The sequence below is a fragment of the Pseudomonas sp. HS6 genome (genome assembly GCF_023375815.1).
GTDB lineage: Bacteria > Pseudomonadota > Gammaproteobacteria > Pseudomonadales > Pseudomonadaceae > Aquipseudomonas.
Map to the genome: position 1 here is coordinate 2527287 of NZ_CP067412.1, position 20494 is coordinate 2547780.

At 61.3% G+C, this 20494-nt stretch carries 20 protein-coding genes; 8 read left to right on the top strand and 12 right to left on the bottom strand.

The genetic code is table 11. From position 1 onward, the window contains the following. Window positions 1–44 precede the first annotated feature (44 nt). On the bottom strand, window positions 45–878 hold the full coding sequence (locus JJN09_RS11670; RefSeq protein WP_249490255.1) for an AraC family transcriptional regulator: 834 nt from the start codon (window positions 876–878) through the stop codon (window positions 45–47). Between the two features lie 32 nt (window positions 879–910). Beyond that, entirely contained in the window at window positions 911–1414 is a 504-nt protein-coding gene (locus JJN09_RS11675; RefSeq protein ID WP_249490256.1) for a VOC family protein, read from the bottom strand. 263 nt (window positions 1415–1677) lie between these two features. Here JJN09_RS11675 and JJN09_RS11680 point away from each other — a divergent pair, with 263 nt between their 5' ends. Together JJN09_RS11680 and JJN09_RS11685 are read left to right on the top strand one after the other, a co-directional pair. After that, a complete protein-coding gene (locus JJN09_RS11680; RefSeq protein WP_249490257.1) occupies window positions 1678–1926 on the top strand; it encodes a transmembrane sensor/regulator PpyR in 249 nt (82 codons plus the stop codon). A gap of 1 nt (window position 1927) precedes the next feature. Next, window positions 1928–3082, top strand: a complete 1155-nt coding sequence (locus JJN09_RS11685) for an NnrS family protein (protein WP_249490258.1) — start codon at window positions 1928–1930, stop codon at window positions 3080–3082. Between the two features lie 5 nt (window positions 3083–3087). On the opposite strand, the gene JJN09_RS11690 is transcribed toward JJN09_RS11685, so the two are convergent. Continuing rightward, window positions 3088–3759: a bifunctional 2-polyprenyl-6-hydroxyphenol methylase/3-demethylubiquinol 3-O-methyltransferase UbiG gene (locus JJN09_RS11690; protein WP_249490259.1), complete on the bottom strand. Its 672-nt coding sequence runs from the start codon at window positions 3757–3759 to the stop codon at window positions 3088–3090. A 37-nt stretch (window positions 3760–3796) separates the two neighbouring features. Beyond that, window positions 3797–4945: a GGDEF domain-containing protein gene (locus JJN09_RS11695; protein ID WP_249490260.1), complete on the bottom strand. Its 1149-nt coding sequence runs from the start codon at window positions 4943–4945 to the stop codon at window positions 3797–3799. Window positions 4946–5054: 109 nt separating this feature from the next. On the opposite strand from JJN09_RS11695, the gene JJN09_RS11700 reads away from it, so the two are divergent. Further along, window positions 5055–5447: a GFA family protein gene (locus JJN09_RS11700; RefSeq protein ID WP_249490261.1), complete on the top strand. Its 393-nt coding sequence runs from the start codon at window positions 5055–5057 to the stop codon at window positions 5445–5447. A gap of 35 nt (window positions 5448–5482) precedes the next feature. Here the strand turns inward: JJN09_RS11700 and JJN09_RS11705 are convergent, their stop codons facing one another. After that, window positions 5483–6313 carry an alpha/beta fold hydrolase gene (locus tag JJN09_RS11705; protein ID WP_249490262.1) on the bottom strand — a complete coding sequence of 277 codons (831 nt, stop codon included), beginning with the start codon at window positions 6311–6313 and terminating at the stop codon, window positions 5483–5485. Between the two features lie 224 nt (window positions 6314–6537). On the opposite strand from JJN09_RS11705, the gene JJN09_RS11710 reads away from it, so the two are divergent. The 4 genes from JJN09_RS11710 to JJN09_RS11725 all read left to right on the top strand — a co-directional run bounded on the left by JJN09_RS11710 (window position 6538) and on the right by JJN09_RS11725 (window position 10780). After that, window positions 6538–6993, top strand: a complete 456-nt coding sequence (locus JJN09_RS11710; protein ID WP_249490263.1) for a (2Fe-2S)-binding protein — start codon at window positions 6538–6540, stop codon at window positions 6991–6993. A 17-nt stretch (window positions 6994–7010) separates the two neighbouring features. Further along, entirely contained in the window at window positions 7011–9173 is a 2163-nt protein-coding gene (locus JJN09_RS11715; protein WP_249490264.1) for a xanthine dehydrogenase family protein molybdopterin-binding subunit, read from the top strand. Between the two features lies 1 nt (window position 9174). Continuing rightward, a complete protein-coding gene (locus JJN09_RS11720) occupies window positions 9175–9753 on the top strand; it encodes a hypothetical protein (protein WP_249490265.1) in 579 nt (192 codons plus the stop codon). 61 nt (window positions 9754–9814) lie between these two features. Continuing rightward, complete coding sequence (locus JJN09_RS11725) at window positions 9815–10780, top strand: sensor domain-containing diguanylate cyclase (protein WP_249490266.1); 966 nt, start codon at window positions 9815–9817, stop codon at window positions 10778–10780. A 3-nt stretch (window positions 10781–10783) separates the two neighbouring features. Here the strand turns inward: JJN09_RS11725 and JJN09_RS11730 are convergent, their stop codons facing one another. Continuing rightward, window positions 10784–11209: a VOC family protein gene (locus tag JJN09_RS11730; RefSeq protein WP_249490267.1), complete on the bottom strand. Its 426-nt coding sequence runs from the start codon at window positions 11207–11209 to the stop codon at window positions 10784–10786. A 112-nt stretch (window positions 11210–11321) separates the two neighbouring features. Between JJN09_RS11730 and JJN09_RS11735 the strand changes: the two genes are divergently transcribed. After that, complete coding sequence (locus JJN09_RS11735; protein WP_249490268.1) at window positions 11322–12185, top strand: LysR family transcriptional regulator; 864 nt, start codon at window positions 11322–11324, stop codon at window positions 12183–12185. Between the two features lie 45 nt (window positions 12186–12230). On the opposite strand, the gene fabI is transcribed toward JJN09_RS11735, so the two are convergent. The 6 genes from fabI to JJN09_RS11765 are packed head-to-tail and all read right to left on the bottom strand — an operon-like array spanning window position 12231 to window position 20426. Then, a complete protein-coding gene (gene fabI, locus JJN09_RS11740; RefSeq protein ID WP_007910591.1) occupies window positions 12231–13025 on the bottom strand; it encodes an enoyl-ACP reductase FabI in 795 nt (264 codons plus the stop codon). Between the two features lie 19 nt (window positions 13026–13044). Further along, window positions 13045–14655, bottom strand: coding sequence for an ABC transporter ATP-binding protein (locus JJN09_RS11745; protein ID WP_249490269.1), 1611 nt, complete (start codon window positions 14653–14655; stop codon window positions 13045–13047). Between the two features lies 1 nt (window position 14656). Continuing rightward, on the bottom strand, window positions 14657–15676 hold the full coding sequence (locus tag JJN09_RS11750) for an ABC transporter permease (RefSeq protein ID WP_085698849.1): 1020 nt from the start codon (window positions 15674–15676) through the stop codon (window positions 14657–14659). 1 nt (window position 15677) lies between these two features. Continuing rightward, complete coding sequence (locus JJN09_RS11755; protein ID WP_249490270.1) at window positions 15678–16751, bottom strand: microcin C ABC transporter permease YejB; 1074 nt, start codon at window positions 16749–16751, stop codon at window positions 15678–15680. A gap of 4 nt (window positions 16752–16755) precedes the next feature. Continuing rightward, complete coding sequence (locus JJN09_RS11760; protein WP_249490271.1) at window positions 16756–18597, bottom strand: extracellular solute-binding protein; 1842 nt, start codon at window positions 18595–18597, stop codon at window positions 16756–16758. Beyond that, entirely contained in the window at window positions 18594–20426 is a 1833-nt protein-coding gene (locus tag JJN09_RS11765; protein ID WP_249490272.1) for an extracellular solute-binding protein, read from the bottom strand. Before JJN09_RS11765 ends, JJN09_RS11760 begins: the two co-directional genes overlap by 4 nt. Between the last annotated feature and the right edge of the window lie 68 nt (window positions 20427–20494).

Consider the following 20494-nt stretch of genomic DNA (forward strand, 5'->3'; position numbering starts at 1 on the left):
GCAGCGAACAGCAGTGTCTGGAGACGTTTTGCGCTGTGGACGCGTCAGCCTCGATACTGTCCCGGAGTCGCCGCCAGATGTTGTTTGAACGCCCGCTGAAAATGCGCCTGATCAGCAAACCCGGACTCCAGCGCCACATCCGCAATCAACCGCCCGCGACGCAAACACTCGCGGGCGAACTGAATACGCTGGTTGACCACAAACGCGTGGGGCGTCATGCCGAAGTGCTGTTTGAAGGCGCGGATCAGGTACGACGGTGACAGTTCGGCAGCGGCGCAGATGTCGTCGAGGCTGAGCAGGTCGGTGCAGTGCTGGCGGATGAAGTCGGCGGCGCGTTCAAGTTTGAAGTTTGGCTCGCGCAACGGTTGTTCGATGGGGTTCAGGCGCAGTTGCAGGTCGCTGAAAAACTCCACCGCCACGCTCTGTTTGCGCAGCACGTCTTGCTGATCGTCGACCAACACGCCGTACAACGCATTCAAGTCGCGAAACAGGCGGACGTCATTCAAATGGGTATCGGAAAACCGCCGAAATTCAAGCTCTGCGCTGAACCCCAACTGATGCTGCAGATCGGTCAGCCACGGCGTTTCCACATACAACATCAGATACGACCACGGCTGATCGTCAATCGGATTGCACGCGTGCACATCCCCCGGATTCATCAGCACCACCGTGCCCGCCGCCACTTCGAACGACGATTGCTCATGCACATAGGTGCTGCGTCCGGCGGTGATCGCGCCGATGGAGAAGTGCGCGTGGGAATGCCGGGAATAGCAGACTTCGCGCCCGTCGGCGATGGCCCGCGCTTCGATGAAGGGCAGGGCATCGTCGCGCCAGAAACGCGGGGATTGTTCGGGGTTCTTGGCGGCAGCTTTCATCATTGGGGGTCTCGGCAGGCCAATGCCCGAGTGTATTAGCTCTGGCCGGCGAAGGCTCGCTCGAGTTCGGCGATGTCGAGTTTCTTCATCCCGAACATGGCCTGCATCGCCCGTTGGGCTTTGCTCTGGTCGGCGTCGGTCATCATGTGCATGAACGCCACTGGCACGATCTGCCACGATACGCCGAACTTGTCCTTGAGCCAGCCGCATTGTTGCGCTTCCACAGGGCCGCCAGCGGACAGGTTGCCCCAGAAATGGTCGACTTCTTCCTGGTTCTGGCAATTGACCTGAAACGAAATCGCCTCATTGAATTTGAAAATCGGCCCGCCATTGAGCCCGGTGAACGTGTGGCCGTCGAGTTCGAAACTGACGGTCATCACCGAGCCTTCCGGGCGGCCGTGAAATTCCTGGCCGACCTTGCTGTAGTGGGTGAGGGCGGTGATTTTCGAGTGGTCGAAGATCGAGCAGTAAAACTTCGCCGCCGCTTCGGCCTGATCGTCGAACCACAGGCAGGGCGTCAGTTTTTGAAAGCGTTGCATGGCAGTCATCCTCGGCAGGTTAGACACGCTGGATTAATAGCGTAGTCAGTCTGCGCTCGGCTGGCGGTGTCAGGGATCGAGTGGTTGGCAGTTTTCAAAATGAGATGTAGTCAAATTGACATTTACTATTGTCAAAATGACTCGTTCATTTTTGTGTCAAATTGACTCGTATTTTCGCAACTGGCTGATATTGTTGGGCTAAAAATCTGGCATGCAAGTTGAATTGTTCTACGTACAAACTGATCCGCTCAGGAGTACGAAACATGTTCACTTTCTTCGAGAGTCCGCTGAACGTTCTGCACCTGTCGAGCAAAGTGCTCGTCGCCGGCCTGGTCATGTTGCTGGCCGGGATCTATGGGGCTTATCTGTATCAGGGCCATATGCCGATTGCGCTGTTGGTGGCAATGCACGCCATGACCATCGTCGGTCCGACGCTGATCAAGATTGGCTATGTGATGCGCCTGCTGTCGCAGTATCGGTTGGGCCGTTCTCCTGTAGTGGCGGTGGCCTGAGATGCGCAGACTCGCGGCAGCGCCAGTGTTCAGCCTGGGCTTTCGGCCGCTGTTTCTGGCTGGCGCCGGATTCGCCGCGCTGGCGGTGCTGATCTGGGGCCTGTGGCTTTACGGCCATTGGTTCGATCTGCAACCGGCGGGCGGCATGCTCGCCTGGCATCGGCATGAAATGCCATTCGGTTTCGCGGCGGCGATCATTGCCGGTTTTTTGCTGACGGCGGTGCCCAACTGGACCGGGATTCCCGGCGTGCGCGGCGGGGCGTTGATCGCTTTGGTGTCGGTCTGGCTGCTTGGGCGCATGGCCTGGTGGATGCCGTTGCCCGTTGGATTGATCCTCGCGCTGCAATGGGTTTTTCTGCCGCTGCTGGCGGTGATGCTGGCGCGGGATCTGATTACTACGGGCAAACGCGACAATTACCCGATTGTGCTGGTGCTCGCGCTGATGGCGGGTTGTCAGGCGCTGACTTTGATTGGCCTGTTCAACGACGACACAGGTCTGCAACGACAGGGCGTGCTGGGGGCGTTGTGGCTGATTGCGGCGCTGATGACTGTGATCGGCGGACGGGTGATTCCGTTCTTTATCCAGCGTGGCTTGAACCGTCCGCCCGCGAAGGCTGCCAACCCACTGCCAACACGATTGCTGTTGATCGGTAGTCTGCTGACAGCCGTCACTTTTGCAGCTGGTCTCAATGATTCGCCACGACTGTGGCTGGCCAGCCTGTTCGTGCTGACCGGCAGTTTGCAGTTGATGCGGTTGATCCGCTGGCATGATCGCGGGATGTGGCGCGTGCCGCTGCTTTGGTCGCTGTACCTGGCTTACGGCTGGATAGCATTGGCAACCTGGGCCATGGCGCTGTGGCATCTGGGCTTGATTGGTCAACAAAGCCTGGCGACCCATGCGCTGGCCGTTGGCGGCGTGGGCGGTTTGATTCTGGCGATGATTGCGCGGGTCAGCCTTGGTCACACTGGCCGGTTGTTGCAACCACCTAAAGCCGTGGTGCTGGGGTTTGCGCTGGTGTTGACCGCGGCGGGTTGTCGGGTGTTGCTGGTGCCGTTTTCCAGTCTGGGGCTGGGGTTGTCCGTGGCGCTCTGGTGCGCGGCTTTTGCTCTGTTTTTACGGCATTACACCGGGATCCTGCTCAAACCGAGGCTGTAGCTTTTTCAGCCGCGATGCTCGGCAATCATCAACAACGACTGCGGCACGGGGCTTTGCGGATGTTGTGGTTCCCGCAGACTGGTCAACTGAAACCCGGCCATGTCCAGCGCATTCAGCCAACTGGACAAGGTGCGGAAGTACCACGGCATCGGCTGCCATTGGCCCTTGAATCCATCGAAGGTTTCTTCCCGCCATCCATCCTGATAATCACCCGCTGCCACCGACCACGGATGCAGCGTCTGGATCACCAGCGCGCCGCCGGGCGCGAGCAAGGCGTTCATGGCGGCGAGCAGCGGAATGATGTCCTGATGCAGCAGGGAAAAGTTGGCGCAGATCAGGTCGTAATCGCGGCCGATGTCGACTTTCGCTTCTTGCAAATCTTCATAGCTGGCGACCCTCACCGGCGCCGATCCAGCCGCCTGCGCGGCCTCAATCAGCGTTGCATCACCGTCCACGCCGACCGCTTCAATCCCGCGCTCAGTAAGTGCCCGCAACAGCCAGCCTTCGCCGCATCCCAGATCGAGCACACGCTTGGGTTGGCGCCCCGTCACCGCCAGCAAAATGGCCTGATCGGTGACCTGCCGACGGCTCTCGATGGCGCCGCTGCGCACGGCTTCGGTCCAGGCCCGGGCGTTGTGGTGCCAGCTCTTGAGGAGGGTGGATTCAAGCGAGGACATGGCGAACTCCGAGGATGCGGGTGCAGGCAAGGATAGGTCAGGTGTAGTCGGCCAGACGAATCCGGTTGCGACCGCCGCGCTTGGACTCGTAGAGCGCGCTGTCGCCCTGTTCGATCAATGCCGTGAGGCTGGCCGGCGGCTGATCGAACACCTTGGCGCCGATGCTCAGGGTGACCGCTTGCGGGGTGACGTAGGTCTGTGAGGTCATCTGCTGAAACTGCTCACGCAGCGCACTGCCCAGCACCATGATCTGTTCGTGGGATGCATCGCCCAGCAGCATCACGAATTCGTCACCGCCCAGTCTTGCCGCCAGTGCGCCTTTGGGCAGTACTGCGCGGATCATTTCGCTGAGGGCGATGAGCAGCCGATCGCCAGCGGCATGGCCGTACAGGTCGTTGATCAGTTTGAAGTTGTCGATGTCGATCAGCAGCAGGGCGCCGGGGCGGGCGCTGGAGACTTGATCGAGCAGGCGCGGCGCGCGGACTTCTAGAGCGCGGCGGTTGTACAGCGCGGTCAGCGGATCCCGGGCGGCCAGTTCGGCGATTTGCTTTTCCCGGCGGTAGCGCTCGGTGCCGGTCATCGACAGCGCGATCAGCATGATCGCCATTGCACCCTCCACCAGAGAAATCTGAATGATCTCGCCGCGCAGCGACGCCAGATCAATCAGCGTGCCCGGAATCAGCGCAATGATCGCCTTGCTGAAATAGAACGCACCATGGATCAACAACACGTAACGCAGTTGCACCGCACCGATGCTCAGCGACTTGCCGTGAGGGCGCAGCAACAGACTGGCCCGCAGCATCAAGAAGGCAATCAGCAGCGAGTTGGCCATCAGCATGATCTTCGACCACGACGGCTCGTCCGGTAACAGCAGCAACGACAGCCACAGCAGGAACATCAAATACCAGGCCCGCGATAACCGCCGCTGGGTAAACCGCGCGACACCCAGTAGAAACAACCAATGCGCGACCACCAGCAAGCCGTTGGCGAACCAGATACCGATCAGCGGATAGCCAGTGGCGCGCAGCAGGGCCAGGCTCGAGCCGACGGTGATCGTGGCGAAACCGGCGCTCCAGAACAGCAGGGAAGGTTCGCGGATGCTGCGCCATTCGACCGCCAGATACAGGGCAGCCGCCGCAGCCAGGGCGGTGGAAATGGTGAGCATCGTGAGGGGATCGAGCGCCATGAACGGACGGGTCTGCCTGGATAGTGGTAATGGGCCACGATTGTAAGCGTTCCCCCAGTGGGCTGCTATTTTCACTCACCGGATATTCCATTTTCAGGCGAGGTGTCCCATGGACCGATTGACCGGCGGTTGTCTGTGCGGCGAAGTGCGGATCGACGTGTCGGGGCGACCCTTCAGAGTTGGCGTTTGCCATTGTATGGATTGCCGCAAACATCATGGTGCGCTGTTTGCGTCGGCGGCGATCTTCCCGGCGGAGGCGGTGACCATCACGGGCGAAACCCGGGACTACGCCGGGCGGTTTTTCTGTCCGCGTTGCGGTTCATCGGTGTTCGGCCGCAGCGGCGATGAAGTCGAGGTGAATCTGGGCGCGCTGGATGCGCCGGATCAATTGCAGCCCACCTATGAGCTGTGGACGGTGCGTCGTGAGTCGTGGCTGCCGGCGTTTCCACTGGCCAGACACTACGTGGGTAATCGCGAGGGAACGGGGCGAACCGAAGAATAGCCGGGGTCAGGCAGGACGCTTGACCCCGGCCACTATCAGCCGCGAATGAAGGCCAGCAGATCCGCGTTGATCGTCGGCGCCTCGGTGGTCGGCATGCCGTGGGGGAAACCCGGATAAATCTTCAGCGTGCTGTTTTTCAGCAGTTTCGCTGACAGCACGCCGGCGTTTTCATACGGCACGATCTGGTCGTCGTCGCCGTGCATCACCAGCACTGGGATCGTGATGCTTTTCAGGTCGGCGGTGAAGTCGGTCTGCGAGAAGGCAACGATGCCGTCGTAGTGAGCCTTGGCACCGCCGATCATGCCCTGACGCCACCAGTTCGCAATGATCCCTTCCGATGGCTTGGCGCCAGGGCGGTTGTAGCCGTAGAACGGCCCACTGGGTACGTCGCGATAGAACTGCGCGCGATTCGCCGCGAGCTGGGCCTGCAGATCATCGAACACCGATTTTGGCAGGCCGCCGGGATTGCTGTCGGTTTTCACCATCAGCGGCGGTACGGCGCTGATGATCGCGGCTTTGGAGACTCGATCTTCACCATGTCGGGCGATGTAGTGGATGACTTCGCCGCCACCGGTGGAATGGCCGACGTGCACGGCTTTCTGCGTCCCCAGATGATTCACCACTGCCGCCACGTCGTCAGCGTAGTGATCCATGTCGTGGCCGTCCCAGACCTGGCTCGAACGCCCGTGACCCCGTCGATCATGGGCCACGACCCGGAAGCCCTGAGCGAGAAAGAACAGCATCTGCGCATCCCAGTCGTCCGCGCTGAGCGGCCAGCCGTGGTGGAAGTGAATCACCTGAGCGTCTTTCGGCCCCCAGTCCTTGTAGAAGATTTCGACGCGGTCTTTCGTTGTGACATATCCCATGTTCGCGACTCCTGGAAAGTGTGAAAGGGCAGGTCTTGCGATGACAACCGGAAACAACTGTAGGAGTAAATCCGGCTGGCGAGCGGCGTGGCATGACCGGTGGTCGCGACATCCGGCCTGCGGCGCAAAATGCGCTTAGCTGAAAGGGATAAGCCGAGGCGTGCGCAGCGTTCAAGAGCTGTAGCCGCGCCCTTCAGAACACCGTGAGTCTGAGGAAATTCCCGATGCTGACCTTGAACATCAATGGCAGGGATCAGGAGCTCGATGTCCCCGCGGACATGCCGTTGCTCTGGGTCCTGCGCGATGTCGCGCACCTGACGGGCACCAAGTTCGGTTGCGGCATGGCCCAGTGCGGGGCCTGCACCGTGCACGTCGATGGCGCACCGCTGCGCTCCTGCATCACGCCGGCCACCGCCGTAGCCCATGGCCAGAAAATCCTCACCATCGAAGGTCTTTCGACCGATGGTTCGCACCCGGTGCAACAGGCCTGGGCCGAACTGGACGTGGTGCAATGCGGTTACTGTCAGTCCGGGCAGATCATGTCCGCCGCCGCGTTGCTTGCGAAAATCCCCAAACCCACTGACAGCGATATCGATCAGGCGCTCTCCGGCAACATCTGCCGTTGCGGCACGTATCCAAGAATCCGCGCGGCGGTCAAACGTGCTGCCGACATCGGCTAGGCGAGGGGAGGTGAACAATGAACAGTCCTGTATCCCGTCGCGGATTTCTCAAGGGCAGCGCCGTGCTTGGCGGTGGTCTGGTGGTGGCGTTCGTGGTGCCCGGCGGCAATCGCTTTGCCATGGCGGCCGAAAATGAAGGCAAGGTGTTTGCGCCGAACGCGTTCCTGCGCATCGCGGCGGACAACAGCGTCACCGTGCTGCTCGGCCATTCGGAAATGGGCCAGGGCATCTGGACCGGCCTGACCATGTTGATCGCCGAAGAGCTGGACGCCGACTGGTCGAAGATCCGTGTCGAACACTCGCCGGCCTCGGCGGCCGATTACGGCATGCCCGGTTTCGGCGGGATGCAGATCACCGGCGGCTCGACTTCGACCTGGATGGAATTCGACCGTTACCGGCTCGCAGGTGCCACGGCGCGGCAGATGCTGATCGAGGCAGCGGCCAAGCGTTTCAACGTGGCACCGTCGACGATCCGCACCGAGTCCGGCGTGGTAATTGCCGGCGATAACCGTACCACCTACGGCGAACTGGCAGACGCTGCCGGACAACTACCGGTGCCGGATCCGAAGTCGATCACCTTTAAAGAAGCCAAGGACTGGAAAGTCATCGGCAAACCCACCAGACGCCTCGACACCCCGGAGAAAATCACCGGCCGCGCCAAGTTCGGCATGGACGTGCAGTTCGACGGATTGATGACGGCGATGGTCGCGCGCGCCCCGGTGTTCGGCGCCACGGTGAAATCCTTCGAAGGTGCACAGGCGCTGGCCGTTCCTGGCGTGCATAAAGTGGTGCAGGTGCCGACCGGCGTGGCGGTGATTGCCGATCATTACTGGGCGGCGAAACTGGGGCGCGATGCGCTGAAGGTTGATTGGGATTTGGGGCCACACGTCGATCTCAGCAGCGAAAAACTGCTGGAGAGTTTTCGCAAACTCGCGGCTACACCGGGCATTTCCGCCAGTCAGGCCGGCGATGCCAAGGACAGCTTTGGCAAAGCGGCGAAGAAAATCGATGTCGAGTACAGCGTGCCGTATCTGGCCCATGCGCCGATGGAGCCGCTGAACTGTACGGTGAAGATCAGCGCCGACAAGTGCGAGATCTGGACCGGTACGCAATTCCAGACGCTGGACCAAATGGTCGCCGGCAAGGTCACCGGGCTGAAACCGGAGCAGGTGGAAATCCATACCGAATTCCTTGGCGGCGGTTTTGGTCGGCGGGCCAACCCGACTTCGGACTTTGTCGCCGAAGCGGTGCAAGTGGCGAAGGCTGCCGCGATGCCGGTAAAAACCGTGTGGTCGCGGGAGGACGATATCCGTGGCGGGTATTACCGCTCGATGTTTCTGCATCAGGCACGGATCGGGCTCGGCGCCGATGGCTTGCCGCTGGCCTGGCAGCATGTGCTGGTCGGGCAGTCGATCATGGCTGGCACGTTCATGGAACAGACCATGGTCAAGAATGGCGTCGATCAGACCTCCGTCGAGGGCGTGGCCGACAGCCCGTACATCAAGGATCTGGCTCATCATCAGGTCGATCTGCACTCGCCGAACACCGGCATCAATGTGTTGTGGCTGCGTTCGGTGGGGCATAGCCACACCGCGTTTGTCATGGAGTCGCTGATCGATGAAATGGCCACGGCGGCGGGCAAGGACCCGGTGGAGTACCGACGAACGTTGCTCAAGGGTCACGCCCGGCATCTGGGTGTGCTGAATCTGGCGGTGGAGAAGGCCAACTGGAAAGCGCCGCTGCCGGACGGCCATGCGCTGGGTGTGGCGGTGCACGAGTCGTTCGGCAGCTACGTGGCGCAAGTCGCCGAGGTGTCCCAGGACAACCTGAAGATCCGCGTGCACCGGGTGGTCTGCGCGGTGGATTGCGGGATCGCGGTCAACCCGCAGAGCATCGCGGCGCAGATGGAGTCGTGCATCACCTTCGGCCTGGGCATGGCGTTGCACAGCAAGCTGACGCTCAAGGATGGTCAGGTCGTGCAGTCCAACTATCACGACTATCAAGTGCTGCGGCTGAACGAGATGCCGGTGGTCGAAGTGCACATTGTGCCGAGCACGGACAAGCCCGGCGGCATCGGCGAGGCCGGCGTGCCGCCGACGGCGCCGGCGGTGGCCAACGCGGTGTTCGCTCTGACCGGGCAGCGCCTGCGGGAACTGCCGCTGCAACTGTCGGGGGTGTGAGATGAAACGACATCTGTTGTTGGGCACGGTGATTCTGCTCGGTCTCGGCGGTTACGCTTCGGACTTGTTCGCTGATGATCAGGAGGCCTTGAAAGCCTTCGGCACGGTGCAGAAAGTCTTCCAGAGCCCGCGCTGCCAGAACTGCCACATCCCCGGCGATTCGCCGTTGCAGTTCGACGCCGGCACGCCGCACGCGATGAACGTGGTGCGCGGCATGGACGGCAAGGGCGCCGCCGGTTTGCCTTGTGCCACGTGTCACGCCGAAAGCAATCCGCCGGCCAGTTACGGCCCCCACGCGCCACCGGGTGCGCCGCACTGGAGCCTGCCGCCGGCCTCGCACAAGATGGCCTGGATCGGCCTGCCGCCGGATCGCCTGTGCGCAATGATCAAGGATCGCAGCAGCAACGGCGATCGGGACTTTGCCGCGCTGATCAAGCACGTCAGCGAGGACAAACTGGTGCTCTGGGGCTGGAATCCCGGGCCGGGACGGCAACCGGTGCCGGTGCCCCACGACATCTTCGTGAGTCAGTTCAAGCTCTGGGCGGACGCGGGAGGGCCATGTCCGGTGGCGGGTGGATGAGCATTTGAGTCATCGCCAATCAGGGCTACGCTGAAGGTCACTGATAACAAGGGAGTGTGTGATGCTGGTTCCAGGCAAACCTGTCAATGAAGCGGCTCGAATGCAAGCGCTGTATGGATTGAACCTGCTCGATTCCGCCCCGGAAGAACGCTTCGACCGTCTGACTCGATTGGCCAGGCGGCTGTTCAACGTACCGATCGCGCTGGTGACGCTGGTGGACAAGGACCGGCAATGGTTCAAGTCCTGCGTGGGCCTGGACGCTACCGAAACCCCACGGGACGTTTCGTTCTGCGGCCATGCGATTCTCAAGGATGAATTGCTGCTGGTGCCCGATGCCCGTGAGGACGTGCGCTTTCACGATAATCCGCTGGTGACCGGCGATCCGAACATCCGCTTCTACGCCGGTTATCCGCTGACCGTGCCCAACGGCAACAAGATGGGCACCTTGTGCCTGATCGATACCAAACCCCGGGAACTCGACGACGAAGAGCGCGACTTGCTGCGCGATCTCGCCGGCATGGCCGAGCAGGAGTTGATGGCCGTGCAGATGGCGAGCATGGACGAGCTGACGCTGCTGTCCAACCGTCGCGGGTTCATGATGCTGGCTCAGCATGCGCTGGATGCTTGTGCACGGATGGGTAAACCGGCGACGCTGCTGTTTTTCGACCTCAACGACTTCAAGCAGATCAACGACCTCTACGGTCATGCCGAGGGCGACAGCGCGCTCAAGACCTTCGCCGATGTGTTGCGTATTGCCTTTCGCGAAAGCGACGTGGTGGGGCGGTTGGGCGGCGATGAGTTCGTGGCGTTGCTGACCGGCTCCAGCCACATCGAAACCACGGCGATCATGGCGCGGCTCAAGGAGATCCTCGAAGAGCGCAATGCCACGTTGCATCGGGGTTATGCGATTCGCTTCAGTGTCGGCCAGATCGAGTACGACCCACGGCGGCATGACACCGTGGATAAACTGCTGGCGGATGCGGATGGGGCGATGTATGCCCACAAGCAGGCCCTGAAGCGAATCTGACGCTTATTTGGCGAACAGCTGTCCGATGTCCTTGAACGCCTTGAACTCCAGGGCGTTTCCACAGGGGTCGAACAAAAACATCGTGGCCTGTTCGCCCACCAACCCCTGAAAACGAATCCCCGGCTCGATCACGAACCGCGTGCCCAGTGATTTCAAACGCTCGGCCAGTGCGTGCCATTCCTCCATCCCCAGTACCACACCAAAATGCGGCACCGGGACGTCGTGTCCGTCCACGGCGTTGGTGTGGGCGGCTTCCTGCGAGACGTTTTTCGGCGCCAGGTGAATCACTAGTTGATGGCCGAAGAAGTTGAAATCGACCCAGTGATCGCTGGAGCGACCTTCCTCCAGACCGAATACTTCACGGTAAAAATGCCGGGCGGCGGCGAGGTCATACACGGGAATGGCCAGGTGGAAAGGGCTGAGTGGCATGGGGTTGGTCTCGATCAATGGTTGAGTGAATTCAGTCTAGCGCTGTGCATTTCGATTGAAAGACGATAGTTTTTGCGCCGAGCTCCAATAATTTCGATCAGTCGAGGCGTCCATGCTGCGTGAACTCAAGACCTTTCTGGCGGTTGCGCGGCATGGCACGTTTGCCGCCGCCGGTCTGCATATCGGCCTGACGCAATCGGCGGTCAGCGCGCAGATCCGCAATCTGGAACAGACTTTGGGTGTGCGCCTGTTCGATCGCACCGGGCGGCAGGCGATCCTCAATCCGGCCGGGCAGCGCGCGGTGCCGATGGCGCAGGAAATGCTCGCGACCTTCAGCCGCATGGCGATCAGCGAGGATGTCAGCGAGTTTCGCGGGGAGCTGAGAATCGGCGCCGTGGCGACCGCGCAAACAGGGCTGTTGCCCCAGGCGTTATTGCGCTTGCGCCAACTGGCACCGGGCGTTGAGCCGAAACTGGTGCCCGGCGTGTCGCTAAGCCTGTTGAGTCAGGTGGATGCCGGCGAGGTCGATCTGGCGATCATGATCAAGCCGCCGTTCGAGTTGCCCAAGGAGCTGTCGGCGCAGGTGATTCGCCGCGAGCCGTTCGTGCTGATCGTGCCGCCCGACGTCGAGGGTGACGATCCACTGCAATTGCTCACCGAGCATCCCCACGTGCGCTACGACCGCAACTCGTTCGGGGGGCGGCTGGTGACGCGGTTTCTGCGTGAGCAGCGGATAGATGTCCAAGTAGCGCTGGAGCTGGATGAGCTGGAAGCGATCGTGAAGATGGTCGAGTGCGGGCTTGGGGTTTCGTTGTTGCCCAGGGCCGGGTTGTGGCTGGAGTATCCGTTGAAGGTGAGGGTGATCGAGTTGGGTGAGCTGACGTTCTTTCGCGAGATGGTGCTGTTGCAGCGTTACAGCCAGCGCAGCCAGCCGATTCAACAGTTATTCGCCCGTTGCCTGGAATCGCAGGCATGAAAAAGCCCGCCAAAATTGGCGGGCTTTTTATCGGCAGCGCGAAGATTACTCTTCGATGTTGCCCATGGCGGTGGTGTTGAAGCCGCCGTCCACGTACATGATTTCACCGCTGATGCCCGACGCCAGGTCGGAGCACAGGAAGGCGCCGGCGTTGCCGACTTCGTCGATGGTGACGTTGCGACGCAGCGGGGTTTGCGCTTCGTTGGCGGCCAGCATCTTGCGGAAGTTCTTGATGCCGGAAGCGGCCAGAGTGCGGATCGGGCCGGCCGATACGCAGTTGACGCGGGTGCCGTCCGGGCCCAGGGAACCGGCCAGGTAACGGACGCCGGCTTCCAGCGAAGCCTTGGCCATGCCCATGACGTTGTAGTTAGGCATGGTGCGCTCGGCGCCCAGGTACGACAGGGTCAGCAGGCTGCCGTTGCGGCCTTTCATCATTTCGCGGCCAGCCTTGGCCAGGGCCACGAAGCTGTAGGCGCTGATGTCGTGAGCGATGCGGAAACCGTCACGGGTGGTGGCTTCGGTGAAGTCGCCGTCCAGTTGGTCGCCCGGAGCGAAGCCGACGGAGTGCACGATGCAGTCCAGGCCGTCCCACTTCTTGCTCAATGCTTCGAAGACCTTTGCGATTTCTTCATCGCTGGCCACGTCGCACGGGAAGCACAGCTCAGGGCTCGAGCCCCAGCCTTGTGCGAATTCTTCGACACGACCTTTCAGCTTGTCGTTCTGATAAGTGAAGGCAAGCTCAGCGCCCTCGCGATGCATGGCGGCAGCGATGCCGGATGCGATGGACAGCTTGCTGGCGACACCGACGATCAGTACGCGCTTACCGGCGAGAAAACCCATGTGTTGCTCCTCTTTCAGGTTATTGCGCAGTGGCTGGTGCCAGAAAAGCGGCTTCCAGCAACTGCTGTGTATACGGATGTTGGGGGGCGGCAAAGATACTTTGCGCGTCTCCCTGTTCGACCACTTGGCCATGCTTGACCACCATCAGCTGGTGGCTCAGCGCTTTCACAACAGCCAGATCATGGCTGATGAACAAATACGTCAGGTTGTACTTGGCTTGCAGTGAACGCAACAGCTCCACCACTTGCCGCTGCACCGTCCGGTCGAGCGCCGAAGTCGGCTCGTCCAGAAGGATCAGCGCCGGTTTGAGCACCAGGGCCCGGGCAATGGCGATACGCTGCCGCTGCCCACCGGAAAATTCGTGGGGGTAGCGGTGCCGGGTTTCCGGATCCAGACCTACCTCCTTCAGTGCTGCAATTATCGCCGCTTCCTGCTCGGCGGCGGTGCCCATCTTGTGGATCCGCAAGCCTTCGCCAACGATGTCGCTCACGCACATTCGCGGGCTCAGGCTGCCAAACGGGTCCTGAAACACCACCTGCATCTCCCGACGCAACGGGCGAACCTCGTTCTGCGTCAGGCAGTCTAGCTGCTTGCCTTCAAAACGGATCGCGCCTTTGCTGCCGATCAACCGCAAAATCGCCAGCCCCAGGGTGGACTTGCCGGAACCGCTTTCTCCCACGATCCCCAGGGTCTGACCCTGAGGCAGGCTGAAATTGATGCCGTCCACTGCCTTGACGTGATCAACCGTGCGCTTGAGCAGGCCTTTCTTGATCGGGAACCAGACTTTCAGGTCCTCGACCTGCAACAGCGGCGCGCCGATTTTATTGCTCGCCGGACCTCCGCTGGGCTCCGCCGCCAGCAGCTCCCGAGTGTACGGATGCTGCGGAGAACGGAACAGCTCTTCGCACGATGCCTGTTCGACGATGCAACCGCGCTGCATGACACATACGCGATGCGCAATTCTTCGCACCAGGTTCAAATCGTGACTGATCAGTAGCAGCGCCATGCCCAATCGAGCCTGCAATTCCTTGAGCAGGTCGAGGATTTTCAGCTGAACGGTCACGTCCAGCGCAGTGGTCGGCTCGTCGGCGATCAGCAGTTCCGGCTCGTTGGCCAGGGCCATGGCGATCATCACCCGCTGGCGTTGACCACCGGACAATTCGTGGGGCAGGGCTTTGAGGCGCTTGTGCGGCTCGGGGATACCGACCATCTCCAGCAATTCCAGCGTGCGCTTGGTCGCGACCTTGCCGGTCAGGCCCTTGTGGATGCCGAGCACTTCGTTGATCTGCTTTTCGATCGAGTGCAGCGGGTTGAGCGAGGTCATCGGCTCCTGAAAGATCATCGCGATCCGGTTGCCGCGTATGTGGCGGATGGTCTTTTCGCTCAGTTCCAGCAGGTTCTGTCCGGAATAGGTGATGCTGCCGGCCGGATGCCGGGCCAGCGGGTAGGGCAGCAGGCGCAGGATCGAGTGCGCCGTCACCGACTTGCCCGAGCCGGACTCGCCGACCAGGGCCAGGGTTTCGCCGCGCTTGATATCGAAACTGACGCCTTCGACCACCCGGTGCGAGCGTTCGCCCGTGCCGAACTCGACGGCGAGGTCGCGCACTTCGATCAGATTGTCCTGATTCATTTCACTTCCTCGGGTCGAAGGCATCGCGAGCGGACTCGCCGATGAACACCAGCAGGCTCAACATCAGCGCCAGCACGGCAAACGCGCTCATGCCCAGCCACGGCGCCTGCAGGTTGGATTTGCCCTGGGCCACCAGCTCACCCAGCGACGGACTGCCGGCCGGCAAGCCGAAGCCGAGGAAATCCAGGGCGGTGAGGGTGCCGATGGCGCCGGTCAGGATGAACGGCATGAAGGTCATGGTCGAAACCATGGCGTTGGGCAGAATGTGGCGGAACATGATCGCGCCGTTCTGCATCCCCAGCGCCCGGGCCGCGCGCACGTATTCGAGGTTACGCCCGCGCAGGAACTCGGCGCGGACCACGTCCACCAGGCTCATCCACGAAAACAGCAGCATGATCCCCAGCAGCCACCAGAAATTCGGCTGGACAAAACTGGCGAGAATGATCAGCAGGTACAGTACCGGCAACCCCGACCAGATCTCCAGAAAACGCTGGCCAGCCAGATCGACCCAGCCGCCATAGAAGCCCTGCAAGGCCCCGGCGATCACACCGATGATCGAGCTGAGCACGGTCAGCGTCAGGGCGAACAGTACCGAAATGCGGAAGCCGTAGATCACCCGCGCCAACACGTCGCGGCCCTGATCGTCGGTGCCCAGCAGGTTGTCTGCTGACGGCGGGGCAGGGGCCGGGACTTTCAGGTCGTAGTTGATGCTCTGGTAGCTGAACGGAATCGGCGCCCACAGCACCCACGCGTCCTTGGCCTTGAGCAGTTCGCGGATGTACGGGCTCTTGTAGTTGGCTTCCAGCGGGAATTCGCCGCCGAAGGTGGTTTCCGGGTAGCGCTTGATCGCCGGGAAATACCAGTTGTTGTCGTAGTGCACCACCAGCGGCTTGTCGTTGGCGATCAGCTCGGCGCCGAGGCTCAGGCCGAACAGGATCAGAAACAGCCACAGCGACCACCAGCCACGCTTGTTGGCCTTGAACAGTTCGAAGCGCCGGCGGTTGAGAGGGGACAGGTTCATCTCAATGCTCCCGGCTGGCGAAGTCGATACGCGGATCGACCAGGGTGTAGGTGAGGTCGCCGATCAGTTTTACCACCAGCCCCAGCAGGGTGAAGATGAACAGGGTGCCGAACACCACCGGGTAATCGCGGTTGATCGCCGCTTCGAAACTCATCAGGCCGAGGCCGTCGAGGGAGAAGATCACTTCCACCAGCAGGGAGCCGGTGAAGAAGATGCCGATGAAGGCCGACGGGAATCCGGCGATCACCAGCAGCATCGCGTTGCGGAACACATGGCCGTAGAGCACGCGATGACGGGTCAGACCCTTGGCCTTGGCGGTGACCACGTACTGCTTGTTGATCTCGTCGAGGAAGCTGTTTTTGGTCAGCAGGGTCATGGTCGCGAAGTTGCCGATCACCAGCGCTGTCACCGGCAGCGCCAGGTGCCAGAAGTAATCGAGAATCTTGCCGCCCAGGCTCAGCTCGTCAAAGTTGTTTGACGTCAGCCCGCGTAAAGGAAACCAGTCCAGATAACTGCCGCCGGCAAACACCACGATCAGCAGAATCGCAAAGAGGAACGCCGGGATTGCATAACCGACGATGATCGCCGAACTGGTCCAGACGTCGAAGTGGCTGCCGTGCCGCGTGGCCTTGGCGATACCCAGCGGGATCGACACCAGGTACATGATCAGCGTGCTCCACAGCCCTAGCGAGATTGAGACCGGCATCTTCTCCTTGATCAGGTCGATGACCTTGGCGTCGCGGAAGAAGCTGTCGCCGAAATCCAGTCGGGCATAGTTCTTGACCATGATCCACAGCCGTTCCGGTGCCGACTTGTCGAAGCCGTACATGTGCTCGATTTCCTTGATCAGCGCCGGGTCCAGGCCTTGCGCGCCGCGATAGGCGGAGCCGGCCACCGACACTTCGGCACCGCCGCCGGCGATGCGGCTGGTGGCACCTTCGAAGCCTTCGAGCTTGGCGATCATCTGCTCCACCGGCCCGCCGGGCGCGGCCTGGATGATCACGAAATTGATCAGCAGAATGCCGAACAGGGTCGGGATGATCAGCAACAGTCGCCGAAAAATATACGCCAGCATCTGATTACTCCGTGCCCACAGGGTCGGCTTGCAGTTGGGTTTCGACTTCTACCGCGGGTTTCGTATCGGGTTTGACCCACCAGGTATTAATGCCGATGTCGTATTTGGGGGAGACTTTCGGATGGCCGATGTGGTTCCAGTACGCCACGCGCCAGCTCTTGATGTGCCAGTTGGGGATCACGTAGTAGCCCCATTGCAGCACACGGTCCAGGGCCCGGGCGTGGGCCACCAGGCTTTTGCGCGAGTCGGCGTTGATCAGGTTCTCGACCAGATGATCGACCACTGGGTCCTTCAGGCCCATTGAGTTGCGGCTGCTCGGCTTGTCGGCGGCGGCGCTCATCCAGAATTCGCGCTGCTCGTTGCCCGGCGAGTTGGATTGCGGAAAGCTGCCGACGATCATGTCGAAGTCCCGCGAACGCACACGGTTGACGTATTGCGAGACGTCGACGCGGCGGATCACCAGATCGATGCCAAGGTCCGCGAGGTTGCGTTTGAACGGCAGCAGCACCCGTTCGAATTCGGTCTGGGCCAGCAGAAATTCGATGACCACCGGTTTGCCAGTGGCGTCGACCATTTTGTCGTCGACGATCTTCCAGCCGGCCTCTTGCAACAATTGATAGGCCTCACGTTGTTGCAGGCGAATCATGCCACTGGCGTCGGTTTTCGGGTTTTCGAAAGCTTCGCTGAACACCTGCGCCGGGAGTTGGCGGCGGAACGGGTCGAGGATCGCCAGCTGATCGGCGTCCGGCAGGCCGGTGGCGGCCATTTCCGAGTTCTCGAAGTAACTGCGAGTGCGCACGTAGGCACCGTTGAACAGTTGCTTGTTGGTCCATTCGAAGTCGAGCAGCAGACCGAGTGCCTGACGCACGCGAACGTCCTGGAACACCGGCCGGCGCAGGTTGAAGACGAAGCCCTGCATGCCGGTCGGGTTGCCGTTGGGAATCAGCTCCTTGACCAATCGGCCCTCGGTGACGGCCGGGATGTTGTAGGCGTTGGCCCAATTCTTCGCGGTCATTTCCAGCCAGTAGTCGAACTGCCCGGCCTTCAGCGCTTCCAGCGCGACGGTGTTGTCGCGGTAGTAGTCGGTGGTCAGCACGTCGAAGTTGTAGAAGCCGCGATTGACCGGCAGGTCCTTGCCCCAGTAATCCTTCACCCGCTCGTAACGCACCGAGCGCCCGGCCTTCACTTCGGCGACCTTGTACGGGCCGCTGCCCAGCGGGATTTCCAGGTTGCCCTTGTTGAAGTCGCGACTGGCCCACCAGTGTTTGGGCAGCACCGGCAACTGGCCGAGGATCAGCGGCAGCTCGCGATTGTTGTTGTGCTTGAACTTGAACAGCACCGTGAGCGGGTCTTCGGCGACGGCTGCCTCGACGTCGCTGTAGTAGCCGCGAAACATCGGCGAGCCTTCCTTGGTCAGGGTCTCGAAGCTGAACACCACGTCTTCGGCCCGCACCGGGTGGCCGTCATGGAAACGCGCTTCGGGGCGCAGGTAGAAGCGCACCCAACTGTTGTCCGGGGCCTTTTCGATCTTGCTGGCGACCAGGCCGTATTCGGTGAATGGCTCGTCGAGACTGTGCTTGGTCAGTGTGTCGTAGATCTGCCCGACATCGTCCGCCGGCACGCCTTTGCTGATGAATGGATTGAGGCTGTCGAAGCCGCCAAAACCGGCCTGACGGAAGATCCCGCCCTTGGGCGCGTCGGCGTTCACGTAATCGAAGTGCTTGAAGTCGGCGGGGTATTTCGGCGGCTCGTTGTACAGCGTCACGGCGTGTTGCGGGGCGGCGCAGGCCAGCCCGGCGAACAACAGGCCGCAAGCCTGCACGAGCAGGGTGCGAACGGCGTTCATTGACCTTTCTCCGAAGATTTCAGCCACCACGCGCTCAGGCCCAGGGTGTAGGGCGGCGTGCTGACGAAGGCGAACCGGTTACGGTACGCCAGACGGTGATAATTGAGGTACCAGTTGGGAATGCTGTAGTGCTGCCAGAGCAGCACGCGGTCCAGCGCCTTGCCGGCGGCGACCTGTTCATCGCGGGTACGGGCGGCGAGCAATTGCTCAAGCAGATGATCGACCACCGGGTTGGCGATGCCCGCGTAATTCTTGCTGCCCTTGACCCCGACCTGACTGGAGTGGAAGTACTGCCACTGCTCCAGCCCCGGGCTGAGGTTCTGGTTGAGGGTCATCAGGATCATGTCGAAATCGAATTGATCCAGACGTTGTTTGTATTGGGCGCGATCCACCGTGCGCAGCCGCGCGTCTATGCCGATGCTGTTGAGGTTCTCGATGTACGGCTGAAGGATCCGCTCAAGATTCGGATTGACCAGCAGCAGTTCAAAACTCAGCGGTTGGCCGGCAGCGTTCTGCAAACGCTGGCCATTGAGCTTCCAGCCGGCCTCGGCCAACAGTGCCAGGGCCTTGCGCATGGTTTCTCGGGGAATGCCGCGCCCGTCGGTCTGCGGCAGCGTGAACGGCTCGGTGAACAGCCGGGCCGGCAGTTGATCCTTGTAGGGTTTGAGCATCAGCCATTCGTGACCGACCGGCAGCCCGCTGGCGCTGAATTCACTGTTGGGGTAGTAACTGGTGGTGCGCTTGTAGGCGTCGCTGAACAGCGCGCGGTTGGTCCACTCGAAGTCGAACATCAGGCCCAGCGCCTCACGCACCTTCACCTCGGCGAAGGTCGGGCGGCGAGTGTTCATGAACAGGCCCTGGCTCTGGGTCGGGATCTGATGCGGGATCTGTGCCTTGATCACGTCGCCACGTCGGATCGCCGGGAAGTTGTAGCCGTTGGCCCAGTTCTTCGCCTGATGCTCGATGTAGATGTCGAACTCGCCCGCCTTGAAGGCTTCGAAGGCCACGTCGCTGTCGCGGTAGAACTCGACTTCCATGCGATCGAAGTTGTACTTGCCGCGATTGACCGGCAAGTCCTTGCCCCAGTAATCCTTGACCCGTTCGAACACCAGTTGCCGGCCTGGCGTCACCGAGGTGATGCGGTAAGGGCCGCTGCCCAGTGGCGGCTCGAAGGTGGTGGCCTTGAAGTCGCGGCCCTTCCAGTAATGCTGAGGCAGCACCGGCAACTCGCCCAGGCGCAGGATCAGCAGCGGATTGCCCGAGCGTTTCATCACGAAACGGATGCGCTGCGGGTTGAGGATGTCGACCCGCAACACTTCCTGAAGGGCGGTGCGATACAGCGGGTGACCTTCCTTGAGCAACAGGCGATAGGAGAACGCCACATCGTACGCGGTGATCGGCGTGCCGTCGTGAAAGCGTGCTTCCGGGCGCAGGTTGAACACCACCCAGCTACGGTCTTCGCTGTATTCCACCGACTGGGCGATCAGGCCATAACTGGAGGCCGGTTCATCGCCGGACGGTGAATACTGGCCGGTGCCGACCATCAGTGGCTCGTTCAGCTCGTTGATGCCGTATTGCAGGAAATTCGGGGTGGTGACCGGGCTGGTGCCCTTGAAGGTGTAGGGATTGAGCGTATCGAAGGTGCCAAACGCCATCACCCGCAAAGTACCGCCCTTGGGCGCTTGCGGGTTGACCCAGTCGAAGTGGGTAAATCTGGCCGGGTACTTGAGCGTGCCGAACTGCGCATAACCGTGACTTTCGGTGATCGTCGCGCTGACGGGGGAGCTCAAGGCCAGGCTGATCAGGAGCAGGAGGAGGGGACGCTTCAAGTCAGATCCGATCCAGGCGGCTTGGGCTTTGTGGGCCGTACAGTAACAGCTTGTATGGACAGGAAAAA

Coding starts and splice junctions, on each gene's coding strand:
- JJN09_RS11705 (WP_249490262.1), bottom strand. CDS start 6,313: ATGGGATATGTCACAACGAAAGACCGCGTCGAAATCTTCTACAAGGAC.
- JJN09_RS11690 (WP_249490259.1), bottom strand. CDS start 3,759: ATGTCCTCGCTTGAATCCACCCTCCTCAAGAGCTGGCACCACAACGCC.
- JJN09_RS11755 (WP_249490270.1), bottom strand. CDS start 16,751: ATGCTGGCGTATATTTTTCGGCGACTGTTGCTGATCATCCCGACCCTG.
- JJN09_RS11675 (WP_249490256.1), bottom strand. CDS start 1,414: ATGCAACGCTTTCAAAAACTGACGCCCTGCCTGTGGTTCGACGATCAG.
- JJN09_RS11725 (WP_249490266.1), top strand. CDS start 9,815: ATGCTGGTTCCAGGCAAACCTGTCAATGAAGCGGCTCGAATGCAAGCG.
- JJN09_RS11680 (WP_249490257.1), top strand. CDS start 1,678: ATGTTCACTTTCTTCGAGAGTCCGCTGAACGTTCTGCACCTGTCGAGC.
- JJN09_RS11730 (WP_249490267.1), bottom strand. CDS start 11,209: ATGCCACTCAGCCCTTTCCACCTGGCCATTCCCGTGTATGACCTCGCC.
- JJN09_RS11710 (WP_249490263.1), top strand. CDS start 6,538: ATGCTGACCTTGAACATCAATGGCAGGGATCAGGAGCTCGATGTCCCC.
- JJN09_RS11735 (WP_249490268.1), top strand. CDS start 11,322: ATGCTGCGTGAACTCAAGACCTTTCTGGCGGTTGCGCGGCATGGCACG.
- JJN09_RS11715 (WP_249490264.1), top strand. CDS start 7,011: ATGAACAGTCCTGTATCCCGTCGCGGATTTCTCAAGGGCAGCGCCGTG.
- JJN09_RS11750 (WP_085698849.1), bottom strand. CDS start 15,676: ATGAACCTGTCCCCTCTCAACCGCCGGCGCTTCGAACTGTTCAAGGCC.
- JJN09_RS11760 (WP_249490271.1), bottom strand. CDS start 18,597: ATGAACGCCGTTCGCACCCTGCTCGTGCAGGCTTGCGGCCTGTTGTTC.
- JJN09_RS11720 (WP_249490265.1), top strand. CDS start 9,175: ATGAAACGACATCTGTTGTTGGGCACGGTGATTCTGCTCGGTCTCGGC.
- JJN09_RS11670 (WP_249490255.1), bottom strand. CDS start 878: ATGATGAAAGCTGCCGCCAAGAACCCCGAACAATCCCCGCGTTTCTGG.
- JJN09_RS11745 (WP_249490269.1), bottom strand. CDS start 14,655: ATGAATCAGGACAATCTGATCGAAGTGCGCGACCTCGCCGTCGAGTTC.
- fabI (WP_007910591.1), bottom strand. CDS start 13,025: ATGGGTTTTCTCGCCGGTAAGCGCGTACTGATCGTCGGTGTCGCCAGC.
- JJN09_RS11700 (WP_249490261.1), top strand. CDS start 5,055: ATGGACCGATTGACCGGCGGTTGTCTGTGCGGCGAAGTGCGGATCGAC.
- JJN09_RS11685 (WP_249490258.1), top strand. CDS start 1,928: ATGCGCAGACTCGCGGCAGCGCCAGTGTTCAGCCTGGGCTTTCGGCCG.
- JJN09_RS11695 (WP_249490260.1), bottom strand. CDS start 4,945: ATGGCGCTCGATCCCCTCACGATGCTCACCATTTCCACCGCCCTGGCT.